General features: G+C 76.2%; 20 protein-coding genes and 1 pseudogene. 3 read left to right on the top strand and 18 right to left on the bottom strand.

What is annotated here, in order from left to right:
- Nucleotides 1-132 precede the first annotated feature (132 nt).
- The 6 genes from ACFW1A_RS22435 to ACFW1A_RS22460 form a co-directional block, all read right to left on the bottom strand.
- Nucleotides 133-978 carry an LPXTG cell wall anchor domain-containing protein gene (locus ACFW1A_RS22435; RefSeq protein ID WP_380410912.1) on the bottom strand — a complete coding sequence of 282 codons (846 nt, stop codon included), beginning with the start codon at nt 976-978 and terminating at the stop codon, nt 133-135.
- Between the two features lie 183 nt (nt 979-1,161).
- Complete coding sequence (locus ACFW1A_RS22440) at nt 1,162-1,803, bottom strand: TIGR03086 family metal-binding protein (RefSeq protein WP_380410913.1); 642 nt, start codon at nt 1,801-1,803, stop codon at nt 1,162-1,164.
- A 10-nt stretch (nt 1,804-1,813) separates the two neighbouring features.
- Nucleotides 1,814-2,107: a DUF6158 family protein gene (locus ACFW1A_RS22445; protein WP_380410914.1), complete on the bottom strand. Its 294-nt coding sequence runs from the start codon at nt 2,105-2,107 to the stop codon at nt 1,814-1,816.
- Nucleotides 2,108-2,148: 41 nt separating this feature from the next.
- Entirely contained in the window at nt 2,149-2,682 is a 534-nt protein-coding gene (locus ACFW1A_RS22450; RefSeq protein WP_380410915.1) for a hemerythrin domain-containing protein, read from the bottom strand.
- A 172-nt stretch (nt 2,683-2,854) separates the two neighbouring features.
- On the bottom strand, nt 2,855-3,088 hold the full coding sequence (locus tag ACFW1A_RS22455) for a DUF3040 domain-containing protein (protein ID WP_380410916.1): 234 nt from the start codon (nt 3,086-3,088) through the stop codon (nt 2,855-2,857).
- 56 nt (nt 3,089-3,144) lie between these two features.
- A complete protein-coding gene (locus ACFW1A_RS22460; RefSeq protein ID WP_380410917.1) occupies nt 3,145-4,224 on the bottom strand; it encodes an ATP-dependent DNA ligase in 1,080 nt (359 codons plus the stop codon).
- Between the two features lie 74 nt (nt 4,225-4,298).
- Here ACFW1A_RS22460 and ligD point away from each other — a divergent pair, with 74 nt between their 5' ends.
- A complete protein-coding gene (gene ligD, locus ACFW1A_RS22465; protein ID WP_380410918.1) occupies nt 4,299-5,309 on the top strand; it encodes a non-homologous end-joining DNA ligase in 1,011 nt (336 codons plus the stop codon).
- Between the two features lie 196 nt (nt 5,310-5,505).
- Here the strand turns inward: ligD and lnt are convergent.
- Nucleotides 5,506-6,867 (bottom strand): annotated as a pseudogene (lnt, locus tag ACFW1A_RS22470) (apolipoprotein N-acyltransferase); the annotation flags it as partial.
- Between the two features lie 155 nt (nt 6,868-7,022).
- Between lnt and ACFW1A_RS22475 the strand changes: the two are divergent.
- Nucleotides 7,023-7,541 carry a histidine kinase gene (locus tag ACFW1A_RS22475; RefSeq protein WP_380410919.1) on the top strand — a complete coding sequence of 173 codons (519 nt, stop codon included), beginning with the start codon at nt 7,023-7,025 and terminating at the stop codon, nt 7,539-7,541.
- A 45-nt stretch (nt 7,542-7,586) separates the two neighbouring features.
- Here ACFW1A_RS22475 and ACFW1A_RS22480 read toward each other — a convergent pair whose 3' ends face one another.
- Nucleotides 7,587-9,437 (bottom strand): SpoIIE family protein phosphatase, encoded by a 1,851-nt coding sequence (locus ACFW1A_RS22480; protein ID WP_380410920.1) that lies wholly within the window; start codon nt 9,435-9,437, stop codon nt 7,587-7,589.
- A 236-nt stretch (nt 9,438-9,673) separates the two neighbouring features.
- Between ACFW1A_RS22480 and ACFW1A_RS22485 the strand changes: the two genes are divergently transcribed.
- On the top strand, nt 9,674-9,979 hold the full coding sequence (locus ACFW1A_RS22485) for an SHOCT domain-containing protein (RefSeq protein ID WP_380410921.1): 306 nt from the start codon (nt 9,674-9,676) through the stop codon (nt 9,977-9,979).
- 3 nt (nt 9,980-9,982) lie between these two features.
- On the opposite strand, the gene ACFW1A_RS22490 is transcribed toward ACFW1A_RS22485, so the two are convergent.
- From ACFW1A_RS22490 to ACFW1A_RS22535, 10 genes are all read right to left on the bottom strand, one after another.
- Nucleotides 9,983-11,314, bottom strand: a complete 1,332-nt coding sequence (locus tag ACFW1A_RS22490; protein ID WP_380410922.1) for a recombinase family protein — start codon at nt 11,312-11,314, stop codon at nt 9,983-9,985.
- A gap of 193 nt (nt 11,315-11,507) precedes the next feature.
- Entirely contained in the window at nt 11,508-12,710 is a 1,203-nt protein-coding gene (locus ACFW1A_RS22495) for a type III PLP-dependent enzyme (protein WP_380410923.1), read from the bottom strand.
- A gap of 43 nt (nt 12,711-12,753) precedes the next feature.
- On the bottom strand, nt 12,754-14,499 hold the full coding sequence (locus ACFW1A_RS22500) for an IucA/IucC family protein (RefSeq protein WP_380410924.1): 1,746 nt from the start codon (nt 14,497-14,499) through the stop codon (nt 12,754-12,756).
- The gene (locus tag ACFW1A_RS22505) at nt 14,499-15,734 is read right to left on the bottom strand and encodes an MFS transporter (protein WP_380410925.1); all 1,236 of its coding nucleotides are present in this window, start codon (nt 15,732-15,734) and stop codon (nt 14,499-14,501) included. The genes ACFW1A_RS22500 and ACFW1A_RS22505 overlap by 1 nt, the downstream gene beginning before the upstream one ends.
- The gene (locus tag ACFW1A_RS22510; RefSeq protein ID WP_380410926.1) at nt 15,731-17,449 is read right to left on the bottom strand and encodes an IucA/IucC family protein; all 1,719 of its coding nucleotides are present in this window, start codon (nt 17,447-17,449) and stop codon (nt 15,731-15,733) included. Before ACFW1A_RS22510 ends, ACFW1A_RS22505 begins: the two co-directional genes overlap by 4 nt.
- Entirely contained in the window at nt 17,446-18,648 is a 1,203-nt protein-coding gene (locus ACFW1A_RS22515; RefSeq protein ID WP_380410927.1) for an acetyl-CoA carboxylase biotin carboxylase subunit family protein, read from the bottom strand. Before ACFW1A_RS22515 ends, ACFW1A_RS22510 begins: the two co-directional genes overlap by 4 nt.
- A 41-nt stretch (nt 18,649-18,689) precedes the next feature.
- A complete protein-coding gene (locus ACFW1A_RS22520) occupies nt 18,690-19,685 on the bottom strand; it encodes an ABC transporter substrate-binding protein (RefSeq protein WP_380410928.1) in 996 nt (331 codons plus the stop codon).
- A gap of 53 nt (nt 19,686-19,738) precedes the next feature.
- Nucleotides 19,739-20,539 (bottom strand): ABC transporter ATP-binding protein, encoded by an 801-nt coding sequence (locus ACFW1A_RS22525; protein ID WP_380410929.1) that lies wholly within the window; start codon nt 20,537-20,539, stop codon nt 19,739-19,741.
- Entirely contained in the window at nt 20,536-21,546 is a 1,011-nt protein-coding gene (locus tag ACFW1A_RS22530) for a FecCD family ABC transporter permease (RefSeq protein ID WP_380410930.1), read from the bottom strand. The genes ACFW1A_RS22525 and ACFW1A_RS22530 overlap by 4 nt, the downstream gene beginning before the upstream one ends.
- Nucleotides 21,543-21,686: iron chelate uptake ABC transporter family permease subunit (locus tag ACFW1A_RS22535; RefSeq protein ID WP_380410931.1), on the bottom strand; the 144-nt coding region annotated here is incomplete at its 5' end. The genes ACFW1A_RS22530 and ACFW1A_RS22535, both read right to left, overlap by 4 nt.

Genomic DNA, 21,686 nt, shown 5'->3' on the forward strand with positions numbered 1-21,686 from the left:
AAAACCCCCCCACCTGTCGCGGCCCCCGTCTTTTTTTTACACGCCCCCGCCCGCCCGGGCGGCGCCCCCCCGCGCCCCGGCGGGGCCCCGCGCACCGGGGCGCGCCCCCGCGGGCCCCTGGGGTGCGGCGGGTCAGCGCTTGGCGGACCGGCGGCGGGTCAGCACGACCGCGCCCGCGCCCAGGCCGAGCAGGACGGCGCCCGCGCCGGCCACGGTGGCCAGCGCGCTGCCGTCGGTGCCGGTGCTGGCGAGGCTGGTCGGGGTGCTGGAGACCGGCTTCACCTCGGGCTTGCCGCTGGGCACGTCGGTGCTGACCGGCGTGCTCGGGGCCGACGGGGAGGCCGGCGCGGCGGGCTTGCTGCTGCTCGCCGAGGGGCTGGGGGTCGGCTTCGGCGTCGGGGTCGGCGTGCTGCCGGTCGGGGTCGGCGCCGGGGTGGAGGTGCTGGGGGACGGCGTCGGGGTGGGGGTCGGCGTGCAGGCCTGGCCGCCGTTCCACCAGGCGATCTTCTCGTCGCCGATCACCGGGTGCGGGTAGTGCGGGGCCTTGTCGCCCTCGTACTTCTCGCTGCCGTTGTAGAGGTCGACCTGGCCGAAGCACTTCGGCAGCTTGCCGCCGAGGTCGAGGGTGAGCTGCGGCTTCTGCTGGGTCAGCAGGCCGGTGGCGAAGCCGACCAGGGTCTGCTGGCCCGAGGTCTGCCAGGTGGCGCCCTCGGTCTCGTAGGCGGCCAGCGAGACCGGGTACTCGCAGCCGCGGGCGACCTCGTCGTCCAGCTTGACGACGACCTTGCCGGCCGGGCCGCCGAGGTCGTCCGACTTGGTGAAGTGCGCTCCGCCGTCGATCGAGTAGCTGATCTCCACGGTGTCGCAGCGGTTCCCGACATGGGCGGCCGCCGGGCCCGCGGTGGCCAGCGGCGCGACCACGGCTATGCCGAGCGCCGCCAGGGCCGGAAGGGTCCGGCGCAGTGAGTGGTGGTGCACGTGTCCTGCTCTCTGGAACGTAGGTGTGCGAAGGGTGTCGCACACGCCCGCGACCCGGACGGTGGGGGTCCGGGCCGCAGTCTTTGCGTGTAGAGAGCGGTGACGATATCGAACGGCCGAGGTGGCGCCACCAGGGGGTGGCACAACCGTCTCACGGCCCCGGGCGGGGCCGGTGAGCCCGCGTCAGCCCATGACCTCGGGGTCGATCCGGGGCTGGTTGTCGGTCCGGCGCCCGAGCAGGGCGAGCAGCCGGGTCTGCGGATCGGCGTCCGCCGCGGCGGGCACCGGGGGGTCGAAGTAGCCGGTGTCGGAGAGCTGGTCCGCGTACGGGGTGACCTCGTGCAGGGCGAAGGCCACCAGCTCCGGGGCCAGCCGGGCGTCCTGCCCGGTGGCGCGGGCCAGGTCCCAGGTGTGCACGGTCAGGTCCACCGTCAGCTCGGCGCAGTACTCCTGCGCACTGCGGTCGCCGTAGGAGAGGTGGACGACCAGCTCCAGCGCGTCCGGCAGCTCCAGGGCGGCCCGGGCGGCCGCGGCGGCCGCCGTCCAGGACGCGACCGGGTCGTCGCCCAGCCGGTCCCCGTCGAACCGGTCGCCCACCTCCGCGACGGTGGCGCCCAGCAGCAGCTCGGGCACCCAGAGCTGCTCGGTGGTCAGGTGGTTCACCAGGTCGCGCACCGACCAGGCCGTGCACGGGGTGGGCGCCGACCACTGGTTGGCCGCGACCCCGGCCACCCGGCGTCCGAACGAGGCCACCGCCTCGGCGTGCAGGGACAGGACGTCGGCGGGAGTCGGTTGCGGCGGCGCCGTCGCCGTGGGGCCGGTCATCCGGGCCGCCTCACCGGGGGCTCTCGGTGGGGGTGGCCTCCACCCGGGCGGCGGCCTCGCGGGCCCGGGCGCCCGAGCGGGTGCGCCCGGCGGTGACCAGGCGGTCCGGGAACCGCCGCAGGTACTCGGCCTCCAGTGCGGCGGTGCGATCGTTGTGGTGGCGCAGCGCGTCGTCCGACCCGTAGAGGAAGGTCTCGTGCCGGGTGCGGTGCAGCTGCTCCAGCTCGTGCAGCAGCCGGTCGTCGAGCAGCCGGGTGGCGGCCACGCCCTCGGGCGCGCCGTCGGTGGTGGCGGTCGGTGGCATCGCGGGTGCCTCCTCGGTTGTCGGGCTGGGTGGCGGTGGGGTCAGGCGGCGCCCGGGACGACCGGGCCGCCTCGGTCGGGGTCGGCCAGGTCGGGGTCGGCCCGGTCGGCGTCGGGTCCGGGCCGGTGGCGGGGCGCCGTCTCGCGCACCGCCAGCACGTGGGTGCCGATCTGCTGCAGGTCGCGGCGGCTGAGCGCGGCCCGCAGCAGCGGGAACCACTCGCGTTCCTCGCGCTCCATCTGGCGGACCGCGGCGGTCAGCAGCGCCTCCACGCCCTGGCCGAACCCGGGGTCCGCGGGGGAGCGCCCGACCACCTCCTCGCAGAGCCGGTCGACCGCGGTGTGGTCCTGGTAGCCGTGCATCGCCGGGTGGGCGGGATCCTTGAGCAGGGCGGCGACCTCGGGGTAGAGCACCTCGTCGACCAGGTAGGAGTGGACGGTCAGGTCGTGCACGATGTGCTGGGTCAGCTCGCCGCGCGCGGCCAGGTCGGTGGGGGGCGTGGTGCGGTAGGCCTTGAAGAGCCGCAGCAGCTCCTTGTGCTCCTGCTTCAGCAGCACGATCGCGTCGCTGGACATCCGCACTCACCTTCTCGGCTTCGGGTGTCCCCTGACTCGATGGTGCCAAACCGGTCGCCCCGGTGGACGGGCCCGCGCGGCCGTTGGAGTGACGGGCCGGCCGGTTCGCCGGTGGCGCCGGGGCCGCGGCGGCGGGGCGGGGGACCGACCGGGGCGGTCGGACGGGACCCGGTCACGGCAGCGGGATCCGGCCGCGCAGGATCTCGTGCCAGAGGCGGCGCAGCCGGGTGGCGCCGGCGTCCAGGTCCGCGGCGGGCCGGCGGCCGGTGGCCAGTGCGGCCGCCTCGGCCACCCGGTCCCGGCTGCGGCACCACTGGTCGAATCTTCGGGCCAGGCGCGGGTCCTCTGCGGTCAGCCTGGCCTCGATCCGACGGCTCTGCCGAGCCTCCTGCCGTGAGAGGACCATGATCCTCACCTGCGTCCCTCGGTCGTCGGAGGGGGCCGGCGCCGGTGTCCGGGCGCTCAGCGGTCGGGGGAGACACCCTCGGCCAGCAGCTGGGCCAGGTCGAATCCGACCGGCTCCTCCAGTTGGCTGTAGTCACAGCTCCGCGCGGACCGGTCGGGCCGCCACCGCCGGAAACGGGTGGTGTGCCGGAACCTGGTCCCTTCCATGTGATCGTACGCGACCTCGCAGACGCGCTCAGGGCGGAGCGCGACCCACTGCGCGTCCTTGCCGCCGCTCCACCGGCTGGGCGCGCCCGGCATCCGGCCGGCCTCGTGCGCGGCCCCGTCGGTCCAGGCGGCCCACGGGTGCCCGGCCGGGTCGGCGAGGACCAGCGGGGCCAGCTCGGCGGCGAGCTCCCGGCGGCGGGCGGCGGTGAAGGAGGCGCAGACGCCCACGTGCTGCAGGGCGCCGGCCGCGTCGTGCAGGCCGAGCAGCAGCGAGCCGACGCCCTGGCCGTCCTTGTGCAGGCGGTAGCCGGCCACCACGCAGTCGGCGGTGCGGCCGTGCTTGATCTTGAACATCGAGCGGACGCCCGGCCGGTACGGGTCGTCCAGCGGCTTGGCCATGATGCCGTCCAGGCCGGCGCCCTCGAACTCGGTGAACCACTGCCGGGCCAGCTCCCGGTCCCGGGTGGCGGGGGCGGTGTGCACCCACGGGCCGGCCCCGGCCAGGGCCGCCACCAGGGCCGTGCGGCGCTCGGCCAGCGGACGCGCCAGCAGCGACGCGTCGCCGAGCGCCAGCAGGTCGAAGGCGATGAAGCTGGCCGGGTTCTCGGCGGCGAGCCTGCGCACCCGGGAGGCGGCGGGGTGGATCCGCTCCTGCAGCTCCTCGAAGTGCAGCCGCCCGTCGTGGGCCAGCACGATCTCGCCGTCCAGCACGCAGCGCCCGGGCAGCTCGGCCCGGAAGGCGTCCAGCAGCTCGGGGAAGTAGCGGGCCAGCGACTTCCCGGTGCGGCTGGCCACCTCCACCTCGTCCCCGTCGCGGAAGACCAGCGCGCGGAAGCCGTCCCACTTGGCCTCGTAGTGCATGCCGGCCGGGATCTCGGCGACCGCCTTGGCCAGCATCGGATCGAGCGGGGGCAGCACGGGAAGGTCCATACCCCTGATGGTGCGTCACCCGCGCGCCGTCCGCACCGCGTGCCGGTTGCGGGCCGCCGTCCTAGCGTGGGGGCATGGCAGCTGAAGCGGTGGAGTTGGAGGTCGGCGGGCGGGCGGTGCGGCTGAGCAACCCGGGCAAGGTGTACTACCCGGGGCCCGGCTACACCAAGCTCGACGTGGCGCAGTACTACCGGGCGGTGGCCGGGGCGGCGCTGGGGGCGCTGCGGGACCGGCCGACCACGCTGCAGCGGTTCCCGGACGGGGTGGAGGGCGAGTTCTTCTACCAGAAGCGGGCGCCCAAGAACACGCCCGAGTGGCTGCCCACCGCCCGGATCGCCTTCCCGAGCGGGCGGTTCGCCGACGAGATCTGCCCCACCGAGCCGGCCGCGGTGCTCTGGGCCGCCAACCTGGGCTGCCTCACCTTCCACCCGTGGCCGGTGCGCCGGTCCGACACCGACCGGCCCGACGAACTGCGGCTCGACCTGGACCCGCAGCCCGGCACCGACTTCCACGACGCGGTCCGGGCCGCCCACCAGCTGCGCGAGCTGCTCGGCGAGCACGGGCTGCGCGGCTGGCCCAAGACCTCCGGCGGGCGCGGGCTGCACGTCTTCGTGCCGGTCCGCCCGGAGTGGGACTTCCAGCAGGTGCGCCGGTGCGCGATCGCGCTCGGCCGCGAGCTGGAGCGGCGGATGCCCGAGCAGGTGACCACCGCCTGGTGGAAGGAGGAGCGCGGGCAGAAGCTCTTCGTGGACTACAACCAGATGGCCCGGGACCGCACCATCGCCTCCGCCTACTCGCTGCGGGCCCGGCCCGAGGCCACCGTCTCCACCCCGCTGCACTGGGAGGAGCTGGACGCCGCCGAGCCGGGCGACTTCACCCTGCGGACGGTGCCGGACCGGCTGGCCGCGACCGGCGATCCGTGGGCGGAGCTGGCGCAGCACGCGTTCGGCCTGGAGTCGGTGCTGGAGCTGTCGGAGCGTCAGGAGCGGGACGAGGGGCTCGGGGAGATGCCGTACCCGCCGGACCACCCGAAGATGCCGGGCGAGCCGGCCCGGGTGCAGCCGAGCCGGGCGAAGAAGGAGTAGGCCGCCCGGGGCCGGCCGGCCGCTGCCGCTCGCGCAGCGCGGCGCCGGCCGCGACGACGGTGACCGCCAGCGCCGTCCACGGGACCACGTCGCCGAGCCGGTCGTACCAGGTGCGCCAGCCGGGATCGGGCAGCGCCAGGCGGACCACCAGCGGGCCGCTCCCGGCGGTGCCGAGCCGGGCCAGCTCGCGGCCCTGCGGGTCGAACGCCACCGAGACGCCGGTGAGCGCGCCCTGCACCACCGGCCGCCCGGTCTCGGCGGCCCGCACCGCGGCCAGCGAGGCGTGCTGGCTCGGCGCCCAGGTGTCCTGGAAGGTCGAGGTGGCCGACTGGTAGACCAGCAGCTGGGCGCCCTGCAGCACGGCGGTGCGGGACAGGTCGGGGAAGGCCGACTCGAAGCAGATCAGCACGCCGGTCGGGACCGGCCGGCCGGTCCGGTCGACGGGCTGGAAGAGGTGGAAGGCGTGGCCCGGGGTGCGGTTCTCGGCGGCCGCCTTGCTGATCCCGGTCAGCCAGCCGAGCGCGGAGCGGAACGGGATGTACTCGCCGAACGGGACCAGCCGCATCTTCGCGTAGCGGGCCTCGATGCCGTCCTGGTCGACCAGCACGGCGTCCTTGGAGATGTGGCCGTCGGCCTTGCGGGCGTCCTCGTTGACCAGCAGCTGGGCTCCGGTGGTGGCGGCCAGGTCGCGCAGCCGGGCCAGCGTGGGGGCGTCCCGGGTGAGGTCGGTGGTGACGCTGGACTCGCCCCAGACCACCAGCTCCGGGGCCGGGCCCGGGGAGCGGAGCAGCTCGGTGGTCAGCGCCACGGAGGCGTCGAGCCGGGCGGTGCCGTCGGCGGTCTGGCCCGGTTGGATCATCGCGACGGTGAGACTGCGGGCGGGCGGCGGGCCGGGGGTGAGGGCGAAGACCACCGGACCGGCCAGCAGCACGGCGGCCGCGGCCCAGCAGGCACCGGCCCGGACGGCGGTGCGCTCGGCCGTCAGCACGATCAGCACGGCGGTGTTCACGGCCACCACGGCGGCGCTGACCAGCCAGATCCCGCCGACCGAGGCGAGCGCGAGCACGGTGGGGTGGCGCCACTGGGTGGCGCCGAGCAGGGCCCAGGGGCCGCCGAGCGCCTGCCAGGAGCGGGCGAACTCGGTGAGCACCCAGACCGAGGGGACCACCACCAGCGCGGCCAGGGCGCGACGCGCCGTCACCGGGGGCCGCAGCAGCAGCCAGACGGCCAGGCCGACCGCGCCCTGCAGCGCGCCGAACAGCACGGCGATCACCAGCAGGCCGGGGCCGACGGTGGGCAGCAGCCAGTACATCGCCGCCAGCACGAAGCCGGCGCCGAACCACCAGCCGCGCACCACCGCCTCGCGGGCGCGCGGGGCCCGCCGGCAGAGCAGCAGGCCGGGGACCAGGGCCACCCAGGCGAGCCATTCCAGGTCGGCGGCGGGGAAGGCCAGGACCGGCAGCATGCCCGCGACCAGCGAGCCGTACCGGGCAGGTCGGGTGAGCGCGGGACGGAGCGGCATGTACTGATTGTCCGCTTCGGCGGCAGTCACCACCATGAGGCCGACGGGGTGGATTCGGCGTGTCGCGCGGTGTTCGGCTGCCGGTCGGCGGCCGTCCTGATGCTGTTTCAGTCCCGGGCCCGTAGCCTGCCGGGAGGGGGCGCGGCTGCGGGACCGGCAGGCGTGGATCCGGGTGTTGGAGAGGACTGGCGATGGCCGACGCTGAGCACACCATGCTGTTCATCACCTTCGACGGCAAGCAGCCGGCACTGGACGCCTTCGGCGAGGTGAAGGCGGTGCACGGGGTGCAGCAGGCCGCCGTGCTGGTGCGCTCGGCGGAGGGGCTGCTGGAGACGCCCGAGAGCTGGGTGCGCGGGGCGGGGACGACGACCGTGGCCGGCGGGATCGTGGGCGGGGTGCTCGGTCTGTTCGGCGGCCCGATCGGGGTGCTGCTCGGCTGGACCGCCGGCACGGTGCTCGGCGGCGCGGCGGAGCTGAAGCACTTCGAGAACGGGGCCGAGGGGCTGCTGGTCTACAGCAAGGACCTGGCCGAGGGGAACGCGATGCTGATCGTCGAGGCGCACGAGCCGGAGCGGGCGCCGCTCGACGGGATCGCCGCGCGGCACGGCGGGCGGACGGTCCGCCGGCCCGCGGCCGAGGTGGCCGCCGAGGTGCGGGCGGCCGAGACGGCGGCCGAGGAGGCCGGGCGGGCCGAGCGCGGGGAGTTGTGAGGCCCGGACCCCGGCCGGGCCGCGCCACCGCGGGCCCGGCGGGCGTCAGCGGGCGAGGCGGGCGGCCAGCACGGCCACGTCGTCCTCGCCGTGGCCGGCCGCCAGGCCGGTGAGGGCGGTGTCGATCAGGTGCTCCAGCGGGGCCGCCGGATCGAGCGGCAGGCCGCGCAGGGCGGCCAGCGAGTCCTCGATGTCGGTGCCGCGGCGCTCGATCAGCCCGTCCGTGTAGAGCAGCAGGCTGGCCCCCGCGTCGAACGGCAGGGTCAGCTGCTCGTAGCCGCCGACCCCGGCGCCCAGCGGCGGCCCGATCGGCAGGTCGAGCAGCTGGACGGTGCCGTCGGCCCGCAGGTGGACCGGCGGCAGGTGGCCCGCGCTGGCGAAGGTGGCGTGCAGCTGCCCCGGGTCGACCAGGGCCAGCACGCAGGTGGCGACCCGCTCCGGGGCCAGCGCGTCCAGGATCCGCTCGGCCTCGTTGAGGATGCCGGCGGGGGAGCGGCGCTGCAGGGCCAGCGAGCGCACCAGCGAGCGGTACTCGCTCATCGCCGCCGCGGCGTCGAGCCCGTGGCCCATCACGTCGCCGACCACCAGCAGGGTGCGGCCGCCGGGCAGCGCGACGGTGTCGTACCAGTCGCCGCCCACCTCGGCGGTGGCGCCGGCCGGCAGGTAGCGCAGGGCGCAGTCGATGTTCCGGTGCGGCGTCATCGGCTCCGCCAGCAGGGCCCGCTGCAGGGCCAGCGCGGTCTCGTGCTCGTGCGTGTAGCGCTGGGCGTTGTTGATGCCGGAGCCGGCCCGGTCGGCGAGTTCGGCGATCAGCCCGACCTCGTCCGGGGTGAACTCCGGGGAGGAGCCGGACCGGGCGAGCGAGACCACGCCGATCGCGGTGCCGCCGGCGGCGAGCGGCACGAACACGGCCGAGTGCAGGCCCAGCCGGCGGTACCAGGTGAGCCGCTGGGAGCTGGTGGCCAGGGCGCGGATCTCCTCGTCGGTGGGGTGGTTGAAGACGATCGGGCCCTGGTCGGCGAGGCAGCGGACGGCGGCGGACCCGGCCTGCGGGCGCAGCAGTGCGCCGGCCGAGCCGACGTACCGGCCGGCCTGGACCAGCTCCGCCGTGGTGCTCAGGGCGAGCCGGCGCATCGTCAGTTCGCCGCTGTCGTGCGGCGCCGGCTCCAGCACGTCGACCGCGGCGAGGTCGGCCAGCCGGGGGACCAGCAACCGGGCCAGCTCCTTGGCGGCCTGCTGGGCGTCGAGGGTGGTGGTGATCCGGGTGGCCGCCTCGTCCAGCAGCGCCAGCCGGGTGCGGGCCCGGTCCAGGGACTGCCGGATCCGGCGGTCCTCGGTGATCTCCAGGACCACCGCGACCAGGCCGACCGGTTCGGCGGGGCCGCCGGCGGGGGCGGCGGGGTCGTCCAGCCGGTGGTAGGCGTTGTGCCACCAGCGGGACTCGGCGCCGGAGTCGGCGGCGGTGGTGCCCTCGACCGTGTGCAGCCGGGGCTCGCCGTCGGTCAGCACCGCGCGCAGGGCCTGCTCGGCGGCGGCCACGTTGATCCCGGGCACCACCTCGGCGATCCGGCGGCCGATGTGCTGCTCGGCGCCGACCCCGTTGATCGCGGCCAGGGCGCGGTTGACGTAGCGGTAGCGCAGCTCGGTGTCGAGCACGGCGATGCCGACCGTGGCCCGGTCGAGCATCTGGCGCAGCAGCCGGTAGTCGGTGAGCAGCAGGTCGAGCAGCGCGGCGTCGGGGGCCGGGCTGAGCGTGTCGGCGAGGTGCCGGGCCTCGGTGTCGCTGAGCAGGCTGAGCGGGGGCGCGGCCGGGTCCCCCGGTGCGGGGGCCGGGCGCGCGGCAGCGGCGACCCGGGGGCGCGGTGCGCCCGGGGAGCGCGGCTGGTCCGGGGCCATGATCCCTCCGCTGCTGGCTGACGGTCGCGGGTCCGGGCGGGGCCCGGGCAGACCTGGAACAGACCTTGGACCGATCATCCCATCTGGTGCCGGGCGCCGCCGGGGCGGCGCCCGACCGCGCGGCCGGGCCGTCGACCGGGACCGGACCGTCCCGGCGGCCGGTAGCACACTGGGAGGTGGGCGCAGAGAGGTGGTGCGTGATGTGGGTCCACCGTCATCACGGGATCGGCGGGGGCATGGGGGGCTGGGGGTTCGGGGTCTTCGCGGTCGTCGTGCTGATCCTGCTGGTGGTACTGGGCGTGCTGCTGGTGATGGTGCTCCGGGGGCGCGGGACGCACACCGGGAGCCCCGGACCGGTGGCGTGGCCCGGTCCGGGCGCGGGCGCGGGGCCCGCGCCGGGCGCCGGCGGGGCCGACCGCACCGGGGCGGAGCGGATCCTGGGCGAGCGGTTCGCCCGCGGCGAGATCGACGACGCGGAGTACCAGCGCCGGCTGAGGGTGCTGCGCGACCCCGGGGGCGGCGGGCCGGACACCCCGGGGTAGTGGTCAGTCGGTGCCGACCGGGCGCGCGACGATCTCGATCCGGGTCGGGTCGAAGACGCTGCGACTGGTGGAGGACGCGGCGATCCGGATCGTCGCGAAGAAGTGCCGGAACACGGCGGCCCGCCGGGTCGGGCTCAGCCGGGCCCAGCCGAACCGGGCGCCGGGACCGGTCTGGACGCCGTCCAGCGCGTCCGGGCTGTCCGGGTCGAGCGGGGTGGGCAGGGCCTCCAGGAGGGCTATCGCACGGTCGGCGACGTGGGACTCCAGGGACTCGGCACCGATGTGCCGCGAGCAGTGCTCGGCGTCCAGGCTGCTGTTGGAGGTGCAGGCGTAGGTCGGGTAGCTGCCGACGGTGGACCCCACCATGTGCCGCTCGCAGCGGGTGCAGCGCAGTAACGAGGTGAGCGGGTACTCGCGGCGCGCCCGGCGGCCGGTGGCCTGCTCGCGGTTGCGGGAGGCCCGCAGGTCCTGGGCCGCCTGCCAGTCGGCGACGGTGACGCAGGGCGGCCACTCGGCGACCACGTACTCGCCGGCGGGCGTGCGCGCCACCTGCCCGTCGAGCACCCGCAGCCCGGCGTACCGGGGGGCTTCGAGGATCCGGCCGACCCCGCTGACGGTCCACTTGTTGCCGTAGGCGGTCGGGGTCCGGCGCTGGTTCAGGTCCAGCGCGAGCGCGCGCAGCGACTCGCCGGCCAGGTAGCGGGTGAAGAGCTCGCGGACCACGGCGGCCTCGGCCGGGACCAGCTCGGTCAGCCCCGGGGTGTAGCCGAAGCGGCGCAGGCCGCCGCCGTGCGTGCGGCCGTCCGCCGCGGCCCGGCGGTGCGCCCGCCGGGCCCGGTCCGAGGCCTGCTGGGCGGACCGGCTCTCGCGCTGCGCCAGCTGGAGCCGCGCGCCGCGCACGGCCGGGTCGTTGAGGTCCTTGGGGTGGCCGTGCAACTGGACGCCGTACTCGGTGGCGAGGGTGAGCAGCTCGGCGAAGGCGATGTGGTGCTGGGCCAGTTGCTCGGCCTGCGGGATCAGCAGGTGGTGGAACTCCTGGGCGCGCAGGGTGGCCAGCAGCGCGGACCAGGCGGGGTTGGCGGGGCCGCGCCGGGCGGCGGGGCTCGCGGGCGGCGCGAGCAGCGGTGGGCGGGGGTCGGCGAAGACGTGCCGGGGCGCGATGGTCAGGCCGAGGGTGGCGGCCTGTTCGCGGGCGTGCTTCTCCTGGAGGGCGAGCAGCCAGCGCGGCTCGACCGGGCCGGTGGCGTCGGCGGTCGGCTCGGCCGCCTGCGGGTCGGGCCAGCAGTACACCGCGGCGCGGCGCGCGGTGTCGCTGCTGGTACGCGGAACGGGCACGGTCTGGTCCTCGTGGGTCTGGGCAGGGCGCGCCCGCGACCGGAGCCGGCCGGACCGGCCGCGGCGCAGGGCGAGCTGGCCCCCGCGTGCAGGCAAGGGCAGCCTAAGGAAGGCTAGCCTAGCCTCATTAGTGGGCCGGCGGGAGAGGGGACCGGTGGAAGATGACGACGCCTCACCCGGAGCCGACGGATGGTCAGGGCAGGACGTGCACGCTCGGGTGCGGGTGCATCAGGAAGTCGTGGTGCGAGATGTTCCACGCGTACGCGCCGGCCAGCGCGAAGGCCACCCGGTCGCCCGCGCGCAGGGTGCCGACGGGGGCCCGGTGGGCGAGGGCGTCCTTGGGGGTGCAGAGCTGGCCGCACAGGGTGGCCCGCCCGGAGCCGGCCGCCGGGCGGGGCCAGGGGTGCGGCCAGGCCGCGACCGGGAGGACGGTGAACGGCTGCGAGTGGCCGCGGGTGGCCGGGGTGCGCAGGTGGTGGGTCCCGCCGCGCAGGACGGCGAACTCCTCGCCGTGGCTGCGCTTCACGTCGAGCACCTCGGTGGCGTACCAGCCGCAGTAGGCGGTCAGTGCCCGACCGGGCTCGATCCGCAGGCGCAGGCCGGGGTGGCGGTCGAGCAGGGCGGCGAGACCGGCGCCGTAGCCCGTCCAGTCGAAGCGGGCCGTCGGCCGCTCGTAGTCCACCGCCATGCCGCCGCCGAGGTTGAGCTCCGTCAGCGGCCGGCCGGCGGACCGGGCCAGCTCGGTGGCCCAGGCCACGATCCTTTCGCTCAGGGCGAGTTGGTCGGGCGCGTCGAGGCCGCTGGCCAGGTGGAAGTGGAAGCCGCGCAGCCGCAGGCCGGCGAACGGCTCGGTGCCGAGCAGGTGCAGGCAGTGCGGGAGGTCGGCCGGGTCGAGACCGAAGGGGGTCGGGCGGCCGCCCATCGCCAACGGCACCCCGGCCAACTGCCCCGGGGCGACCGGGAGGTTGACCCGCAGCAGGACCTCCGGCGGGGCCGCGGGCGGGCGGGCGGCGGTGCGTGCGGCCAGCCGGTGCAGTTCGGCGACGCTCTCGACGTGCCAGCGGTGCACACCGGCGGCCAGCGCGGCGGCGATCTCGGCGTCGGTCTTGCCGGGGCCGCCGAAGGCCAGCGGCGCGTCCGGGACGGCGGCCCGCACATGGGCCAACTCGCCTCCGGAGGAGACCTCGTAGCCGTCCACGTGGTCGCGCAGCGCGCGCAGCAGGGCGGGTTCGGGGTTGGCCTTGGCCGCGTAGTGCAGCTCGACCCGGTCGGGCAGCACCGCGCGGACGGCGGCCGCGTGGGTGCGCAGCGCGGTCAGGTCGTACAGGTAGGCCGGGAGCCGGTCGGCGGGCAGCTGCCGGACGTGGTCGGCGGCGGTGGCGGTGATCAGGGGCACGGAGGGGTCCAGGGGGAGGGGTCGGGGCGGCGTCCGGGCGTCATCAGTGGGAGCGGGCGGTGGTCAGGACGGCGGGGGCGAGCGGCGAGGCGAGCCGCACGTAGCCGGCCGCGCGGTCGGGCTTGCGGTCCCAGCGGGTGAGCAGGTTCGCCTTGGCCGGCAGCGGGACGCCGGCCAGCAGGGCGCGCAGCCGGGGCGGGCAGCCGTGCTCGGCCGCGTACTCCTCCAGCGTCCGGCGCACCCGGTGCCACAACTCCGGCTCCAGCGCGGGACTCCGGTCGGCGATCGCGGCCAGCAGCTCGGCCACGTGGTTGACCAGCAGGCAGTAGACCACCCGGTCCCAGCCGCGCTGGGCGTCGTAGCCGATCGGTCCGGCGACCTCGGGCGGCAGGGCGGCCAGCAGGTCGGCGTTGCGGTCGGGCACCAGCTTGGTGCCCTCCAGGTCGCGGAACAGGACCTGGGCCGGGCGGCCGTCGGCGTCCACGCCGATCAGCACGTTCTGCAGGTGCGGCTCCAGCACCACGCCGTGGTCGAAGTAGGCGGCCAGCACCGGCGGTACGAGCAGCCGCAGGTAGCGCGTCCACCAGTCGAGCAGCTCGCCGTCGGTCGCGTCGGCGCCGACCAGGCGGGCGAACTGGGCCGAGCTGGTGGGGTACTCGTCGGCCACCGCGCCGGCCAGCAGTGCGGTGAGGCCGGGGCGCAGCCGGCTCGGCAGGTCCTCCCGGACGATCAGCCCGAAGCCCTCGTAGAGCTCGCGCTCGCCCGGCAGGTCCAGGGTGCGGAAGGCGGGCTCGCGCAGCACCGCGGCGTCCGGGAAGCGGGCGGCGAGCCGGTCCAGCGCCGGTGCGAGCAGCCGGGTCAGCTCGACCGCGCCGGTGAGCTCGTAGGCGGCGTTCTTGCGCAGGCAGTTGGTGATCCGGACGTTCAGGCTGAACTTCAGGAAGGCGCCGGCGCCGTGCAGCGTGCGGACCGAGGCCGTGGCGGCGAACCGCGGTCCGCCGGTGCCCAGGTCCAGCACGTCGCCGCGGGCCGCGGCGGCGCGCAGCGCCGGGTGGTCGGCGAGCAGTTGGTACTGCCACGGGTGGGCGGGCAGCAGCCGGTAGCCGGCCGGTACCTCGCGCAGGCCGTCGAGCAGCGCGGTTGCGGCGGGGTCGGTGCCGGCCCCGTCGACCAGGTGCTCGCGCACGGCCAGGTAGCGCAGCGGGAAGGCGGCCCGGGCCTCGGGGGCGTAGGCGGCCCAGGTGCTCCGGTCAGCGCCGCGGGCCGAGCGGGACTTGGGCGCGGGGTGGAAGCGGTGGCCGAAGAGCAGGGCCTGCTCCGACTCCAGGTAGCGGTCGGTGCCCGCGGCCGGCCGGTCGGCGAGGCCGTCCGCCACGCCCTGCCGACTGGACGCCAGCTGGGCGAGGAACTCCTCGTTGGTGATGCCGGTGCGCAGGGTCAGTTCGGCCTGGACCAGCTCGGCCAGCGCCGGCCAGTCGAGCGCCGCCCAGCCGTCGGGGCCGGAGAGCTGCACCGGGCCGGTGAAGCGGTGCGAACCCAGCAGCGAGGTGCGGCGCAGCGCGACCCGCAGCAGGGCGCCGCGCCGGGGCAGCCGCAGCAGCAGGTGGCCGTCGCTGACGGCGGTCTGGTGCTCCGGTTCGCAGACCTCGCGCAGCAGGCAGTTGACCAGGGTGTGGGCGACCACCAGGTCGGCCGCCGGCAGGGTGGTGGCGGCCGGCGCGGTGGAGTTGGCAGTGGTGGTGGAGTTAGCAGTCACGGTGGAGGGTGCAGTCACGGTGGAGGTGCGCATCAGTGGCTCCGAGGGGGTCGGGCGGACTGGAGGGTGAACAGGGCGGCCAGCAGGGCGGCGGCGGTGCCGACGAGCACCGGCGCGGCCGCGCCGCAGGCGGAGTCGACCAGCGCGGCGGCCACGCCGGCGGCCACCGCGCCGCCCTTGGAGACGAGTTCGAGGGTGCCGAACATCCGGCCCGGCGGCCGGCCGGCGGCGGCCTCGGCGGCGAGCACCGCCAGGGCGACCAGACCCAGCGTCAGGCCGACGCCGAGCAGCACCCGGGCCAGCGCGAATCCCAGCACGCCGTGCGCCGGCTGGTGGCCCGCCAGGCCGGCCGCGACCAGGGCGAAGCCGAGCGCGAGGCCGGTGCGTGGGCGGGGCAGCACGGCGCGGTGCACCGGGGCGGCCAGCAGCAGGTAGCAGAGGTGGGGCAGCGCGAACAGCAGGCCGGCGGTGGTGGCGCCGATGCCGGGGATCCGCTGCTGGACCAGGGCGACGAGGTACGGGAAGGAGACGACGGTGGCGAAGACGAAGGCGAACTCGCAGAGGTAGAGGGTGCGCAGCGGGGTGCGGGCGCCGGACGCACCGCCCCGCAGCGGGAGTTCCGGCTCCGGGTCGGCCGTCGCGGGGCCGCTGTCGGCCCGGCCGGGCTCCGGCAGGCGGACCAGCAGCGCGGCCGCCGCGAGCGGGAGCAGGGCCATCACCAGGTACTGCCGGTGCGGCGTCAGCACCGGCGAGAGCGCGCCGACCAGGATCGGGGCCGCCACCAGGGCCGCGCGGGCGCTGCCCTGCATCAGGGTGAGCGCGCGGGACAGGCCGGCCCCGTCGAGCGCGGCGGCCAGGTAGCCGTTGGTGGCGGCGAAGGTGCCGCCGAGCAGGCCCTGGAGCACCAGGGCCAGCGTGAAGGCCGGCAGGCTGTCGGCCAGCCCGGCCAGCAGGAAGGAGACGCTCAGGCCGAGTTGGGCCCGCAGCAGCAGGCGCTTGCGGCCGAACCGGTCGGCCAGCCGGCCCCAGAACGGGGCGCCGAGCGCGCTGAAGACGGTGGGCACCACGTACAGCAGGCCGGCCCAGCGCCCGCGCGGGTCGCCGAGTTCGGGCAGGATCGCGGTCAGGTAGGGCGGCAGTCCGAGCGCGGCGAACGAGGCCACGAAGTAGCAGCCGGCCACCGCCCGGACCTGGCGCCCGCCGAGTCCGGGGGCGGCGACCGGGCCGGCCGGACCGGCCAGCGCGGTCGCCGGCGCCCCGGTGCTCATCGGCCCGCCAGGTAGTTCGGGCCGGTGGTGTAGTGCTTGTTGATGTCGGCCGCCCCGGTGCGGGCCTTGCTGTACAGGCTGCCCGCGCTGACCATCGCCTTCACCGGCAGCCGGTCGGCCGCCAGCAGGTCGCGGCGCAGCGGCTCGGCGGCCGGGCCGAGCCGGTCGAGCGCCGCGGCCAGCCGCTCGCGCAGCAGGCCGAGCGAGGTGTCCAGCGGCACCAGGCCGTGCGCGTCCAGGTGGAACGCCAGGGCGGCGGTGCACAGGTGGCCGGTGATGGTGGTGAACAGGTCGGTGAGCGGCCGGTCGTCGCTGACCAGGATCCGGGGGTCGTCGAACTCGGACGATGCGAAGGGGAGTTCGGCTCTGGCGAGGTTGACCCGCAGGCCGTCGTTGTCCTTCAGCAGCAGCCGCAGCCGGGTGCGCCCGCGGTCGTGGTCCAGCAGCAGCGACACGTTCTGCTGGTGCGACTCCAGCGCGATGCCGTGGCCGAACAGGGTCACCTGCCAGTCGAGCAGCAGGTCCAGCAGCGCCTCGAACAGGGCCCGCGGGTCGCCCCCGTAGAACCGGTCGGCGAGCTCCCGCACCACCGGGCGCCCGCTCGGCGCGGTGGCCGGCAGCGCGGCCAGCGGCAGTTGGACGCTCTGCGGGGCGGCCGGGTAGCGGCGCAGCAGCACGGCGAGCAGCTCGTGGTCGGCGTGCGCCCAGCACTGCTCGTCGGCCAGCAGCACGGTGGCGGCGAACCGCGGCTCGCGGGCGATCACCGCGGCCAGCAGGCGCTGCCCGGCGGCCCCGTCGCGCAGCGTGCCCGGCTTGATGGTGCGCCGGTTGCGCAACCCCAGGGTGGCCGTGGCCAGCGGGAGCTTCAGGTGCACCAGCGGATCGGCCGCGACCGCCACGGTCCGCATGGACAGGGTCGGCAGCACCGCCAGGTAGGGCCGGTCGGCGAGCCGGGCCCGGTCGGTCAGCCCGGCCTCGGCCAGCGCCCGGGCCAACGGCGCGCCGACCGAGAGCGGATGGACCGGGACCGTCAGGTGACCCCCCGTCAGCTCCGGCAGGCCGAGCTGCTCGGGGGTCGGCCACCAGGCGGGCAGCGGGGCCCGGCCGTGCACCGTCAGGGCCCCGGCCGGCAGTACCAGCCAGCGCAGGTCGAAGGTCGGGTGGCACTCGGGCGCGTACCCGCGCAGGTCGGCCTCGGTGAGTCCGGCGCGCCCGCGGGCGGTGGGGTAGACCGGGTGGTCCTGGTAGGCGGCCAGGGTGTCGAAGGCCAGGGCCGCGGTCGGGCCGGTCCAGGACGCCGGGTCGGGACCGTGGCGGTCGGCCAGGGCGGCGTGGGTCGACGGCAGTTCGCGCTCGTGCAGGAGCATGGTGGCCAGCGTCTGGCGGCACTCCGCGGCGAAGGCGGCGAACCCCTCCCGGGTCTCGGGATCGGTCCCGGCCAGGTCGCGCAGCCCGGCCAGCACGGTGTCGAGGTCGGTGTGCGGCACCCCGCCCACCTCCAGCAGCGGGAGCCGGGCGGCGAGTTCGCACTGGAACCCGTCCGGGCGGACCGGCAGGGCCAGGCCCCGGCCGACCAGCCACGGACCGTCGGCGCGCTGCTCCAGCCTCGACGCGGTGCGCAGACCGGCCACGTCCTCGCGCAGCAGGGCGCTGAGCACCCGCAGGGTCAGCGTGTCGGCCGCCGAGCCGGTGGTCGGCGCCGTGCCCGCGGTCATGCGCCGATCTCCCAGCGGTGGGCGGCGATGAACTCGGCCACCGCCCGGTCCACGCCCGCCTGTTCGGGACCGACCGCCCAGACCACGCCGAGGTAGTCCCGGTTGGTCCGGTAGTGCGGGTGCCGCTCGCCGATCCGGCGCACCGGCCGGTAGCTGAGCCGGATCCCGTCGCGCTCGCCGTCGTACGGCCCCGGCGCTGCGGTCAGGGTGCCGGCCCGGTCGGCGCAGACCGCCTCGTTGCGGGCCCGGCGGTCGGCGCGCGCCCCGAGGTCGGCGGGCAGCGGCTCGCCGAGGTGGGTGCGGAGCACGTGCTCGAAGTACGGCACGCCCAGGATCTCCGCCAGCATCAGGTCGCACTGGTCGCCGATGGCGCGGTAGTTGACCTCGATCAGCCGCACCCGGCCGTCCGGCTGGAGCACGAACTCGGTGTGGCAGGCCCCCAGGCCCACTCCGAGGGCGTCGAGCTGCGCCTCCACCTGGGCCAGGACCGCGGGCGGGTAGGCCGGGACGAACTCCAGCACCTCCTCGACGAAGTGCGGCGGCGGCGAGAGCCGGGTGCGGAAGCCGCCGAGCGCGAGTCGCCGCTCCCCGTCGCCCAGGGTCTCCAGGGTGTGCAACTGCCCGTCGAGGAACTCCTCCAGCACCAGGACGGCAGCGGGGCGGCGCTGCCGGATCCGGTCCAGCTGCTCGTCGAGCTCGGCCCGGTCGGCCACCAGCACCACGTCCTCGCTGGCGACGCCCTCCCGCGGCTTCAGCACGCAGGGGAACGGGGGCAGGTCGGCGGCCGGGGCGTCCGGGGCCAGCTCGGTGCCGCGCACCGTGTCCATCCCGGTCAGGGCGAGGTGGCGGCGCAGCTCGGCCTTGTTCTTGGCCCGCAGCGTGGCGCGCCAGTCCTTGGCGGGCAGGCCGAAGTACTCGGCGGCGAGCGCCGCCTGGGTCTGCAGGTGGTCGCTGTTGCTGAACACCGCGGCCGGCCGGTGGTGGCGGGAGATCAGCGAGACCACCTCGCGGAAGTCCCGCACCTCGCAGGCCAGCACCTCCACCGGGTGGGCGGGGTCGGCGAGTTCGGCGCAGGCGAGGCGGTGTGCGAGCGGGTCGTCGGTCAGCACGGTGACCGACAGCCCGAGCCGGGCGGCGGCGGGCAGGAAGCCGTGGGTGACCGAGTCGGTCGGATTGAGGGCGAGCAGGTAGAGGTGCATGAGGTCCCCGGGAGGTCGTGGCGTGCGGCTGGCCGTGCGGGCTACTTGGGCGGCTCGACGCCGGTCGCCCGGGCGATGTCGCCGAGCATCTGGTCGGCCGCCTGCACGCCGATGCCGGACATCCAGGTCTCGTCCGGCACGGTGAAGACCTTGTTCTCCTTGACCGCCTTGAGCCCCTGCCAGACCGGGGTGGCCTGCACCTGGTTCTGCTGGGTCCTGGTCGGGTCGTCGGCGGTGGTGACGAAGACCAGGTCGGCGTCGGCCTTGTCCAACTGCTCGGGGCTGACGTCCAGCATCGCGGCGTCCACGTCCTGCGCGGCCGGGCGCCGCAGGCCCACGTCGGAGAGCACGGTGCCGCTGAACGAGGCCTTCTGGTACAGCCGGGTCGGACCGGCCACGAAGCGGACCACCGAGGCGGTCGGCACGGTGCCGCCGTTCTTCGCCTTGATCTCGGCGCCGAGCCGGGCGGCCCGGGCCTGGTAGTCGGCCAGCGCCTGCTTGGCCGCGTCCTCCTTGCCGAGCGCCTTGGCGTAGAGGGCGAGGTTGTCCTTCCACGGGAAGCCGGTGGTCTGGGCGAAGACGGTCGGGGCGATCGCGCTGAGCTTGTCGTAGACCTTCTCGTGGCGGACCTTCGAGGAGAGGATCAGGTCGGGCTTGAGCGAGGCGATCAGCTCCAGGTTGGGCTCGGCCATCGGACCGACGTCCTTGGTGTCCTTGATCTCGGACTTGAGGTAGGTGGGGAAGCCGCCCGCGGTCTTCAGGTGCGGGGAGACCGCGCCGACCGGGGTGATGCCGAGCAGGGTGACGTCGTCCAGCTCGCCGCTGTCCAGCACCACCACGCGCTGCGGGCGGGACTTGATCTCGGTGCTGCCCATCGCGTGCTGGACGGTGCGGGGGAAGCCCGCGGCGTCGTCGTTGCCCGCGGTGGTGGCGGCCGGCGCGGCCGCGCTGGCGGCGCTGCCCGAACTGCCGCAGCCGGCCAGCAGGGTGCCGGTCAGGGCGACGGCGAGGACGGCGATCGGGAGGCGGGGGTTCATCGGGGTTCTCCTAGCAGGGGGACAGGCGGGACAGGGGACAGCGGGAGCAGGGATCAGGCGGGTTGCCGGTGCCGGGCACCGGCTCGGGGGACGACCAGCGGGGTGCCGGTCTCGGGATCGGGTACCACCCGGCACGGGACCTGGAAGACGCGCTCCACCAGTTCGGCGGTGAGCACCTCGGCGGGCGGGCCGGCGGCGGCCGGGCGGCCCCGGTCCAGCACCACCAGGTGGTCCGCGTAGCGGGCGGCCTGGCCGAGGTCGTGCAGCACCATCACCACGGTCCGGCCGAGGTCGCGGTGCAGTTCGGCGACCAGTTCGAGCACGTCGAGCTGGTGCCGCAGGTCGAGGAAGGTGGTCGGCTCGTCCAGCAGCAGCAGGTCGGTGTCCTGGGCCAGGGTCAGGGCGATCCAGGCCCGCTGGCGCTGGCCGCCGGAGAGGCGGTCGACCGGCTGTCCGCGCAGCTCGGCGGTGCCGGTGCGGGCCAGCGCGGACTCCACGGCGGCCTGGTCGGCGGCCGACCACGGGCTGAGCAGCCGCTGGTGCGGGTAGCGGCCCAGCCGGACCAGCGCCTCGACGGTGATCGCCTCCGGGGTGACCGGCTGCTGCGGCAGCAGGCCGAGCCGGCGGGCCAGTGTGCGGGCGGGCATCCGGTGCAGGTCCGCGCCGTCCAGCGTGACGGTGCCGGCGGCCGGGTCGAGCAGCCGGGCCAGACCGCGCAGCAGGGTCGACTTGCCGCAGGCGTTGGGGCCGACCACGGCGGTGACCGCGCCGCCCGGCAGGGTCAGGTCGAGGTCGCGGACGACGGTGCGGTCGCCGTAGCGCAGGCTCAGGGAACGGGTGGCCAGGGTGGTCATCGGGCGCTCGCAATCGGCGTTCGGCGGCCCTGACGGATCATCAGGACCAGGAGCCACGGGGCTCCGAGGGTGGCGGTGGCGGCACCGACCGGCAGCCCCTGGACGGGCAGCAGGTGCAGCACGGTGAGGTCCGCGCCGAGCAGCAGCACGGCCCCGGTGAGCGCGGTGAGCACGAGGGTGGCGCGGGTCGGCGGACCGGCCGCCACGCGGACCAGGTGCGGGACCACCAGGGCCACGAAGCCGACCGGGCCGGTGAGCGCGGCCGCGAGCGAGGCCAGCGTGACGGCCAGCAGCAGGAGGTGCAGCCGGGCGCGGTCGGGGCGCAGCCCGAGCCCGCCGGCCGAGTCGTCGCCGAGGTCCAGCACGGCCAGCCGCCGCTGGCTCAGCAGGGCCGCCGCCAGGCCGAGCAGGATCGCCGTGCCGCCGACCCGCAGCTCCAGCCAACTGCGGCCGTACAGCGAGCCGGTGGTCCACTGCAGCGCCGAGGCGGCGAGCTCGGCGGGGAACCGGACGATCATCAGGTTCACCGCGGCGGCGAGGCCGGCCTGCACCGCCAGGCCGATCAGCACCAGCCGGGCGACGGCGGCCCCGGAGCGCCAGGCGAAGGCGCCGAGCAGCACGGCGGCCAGCAGGCCGCCGCCCAGGGCGGCCAGCGGGACCAGCAGTTGGGAAGCGCCGAGGGCGAGCAGCAGGACCGCGCCGAAGGAGGCCCCACCGGTCACCCCGACCACGTCGGGGGAGGCCAGCGGATTGCGGAACAGCCGCTGCAGCAGGCTGCCGGAGACCGCCAGGCCCGCGCCGGCCACGGCGGCCGCGAGCACCCGCGGCGCGCGGAACTCCTGGACCACCAGGACGTCGCCGGCGGTGCCCCGGCCGAACAGCGCGCGCAGCGCGGTGACCGGCGGGATCCGGAGCTGACCGGTGCTCAGGGCGACGGCGGTCAGGGTCAGCAGTGCGGCGGTCAGCAGCGCGCAGAGCAGCCAGGTGCGGGCGGGTCGGCGGGTCACCGGGCGGCCCGCCGGGCGAGCAGGGCCAGCAACGGGGCCCCGAGGAAGGCGGTGACGATGCCGACCTCCAGTTCCGCGGGCCGGACCAGCAGCCGGCCGAGGACGTCCGCGGCCAGCAGCAGCACCGGACCGACGACCAG

Origin of the sequence: Kitasatospora sp. NPDC058965, assembly GCF_042741245.1 — a bacterium.
GTDB lineage: Bacteria > Actinomycetota > Actinomycetes > Streptomycetales > Streptomycetaceae > Kitasatospora.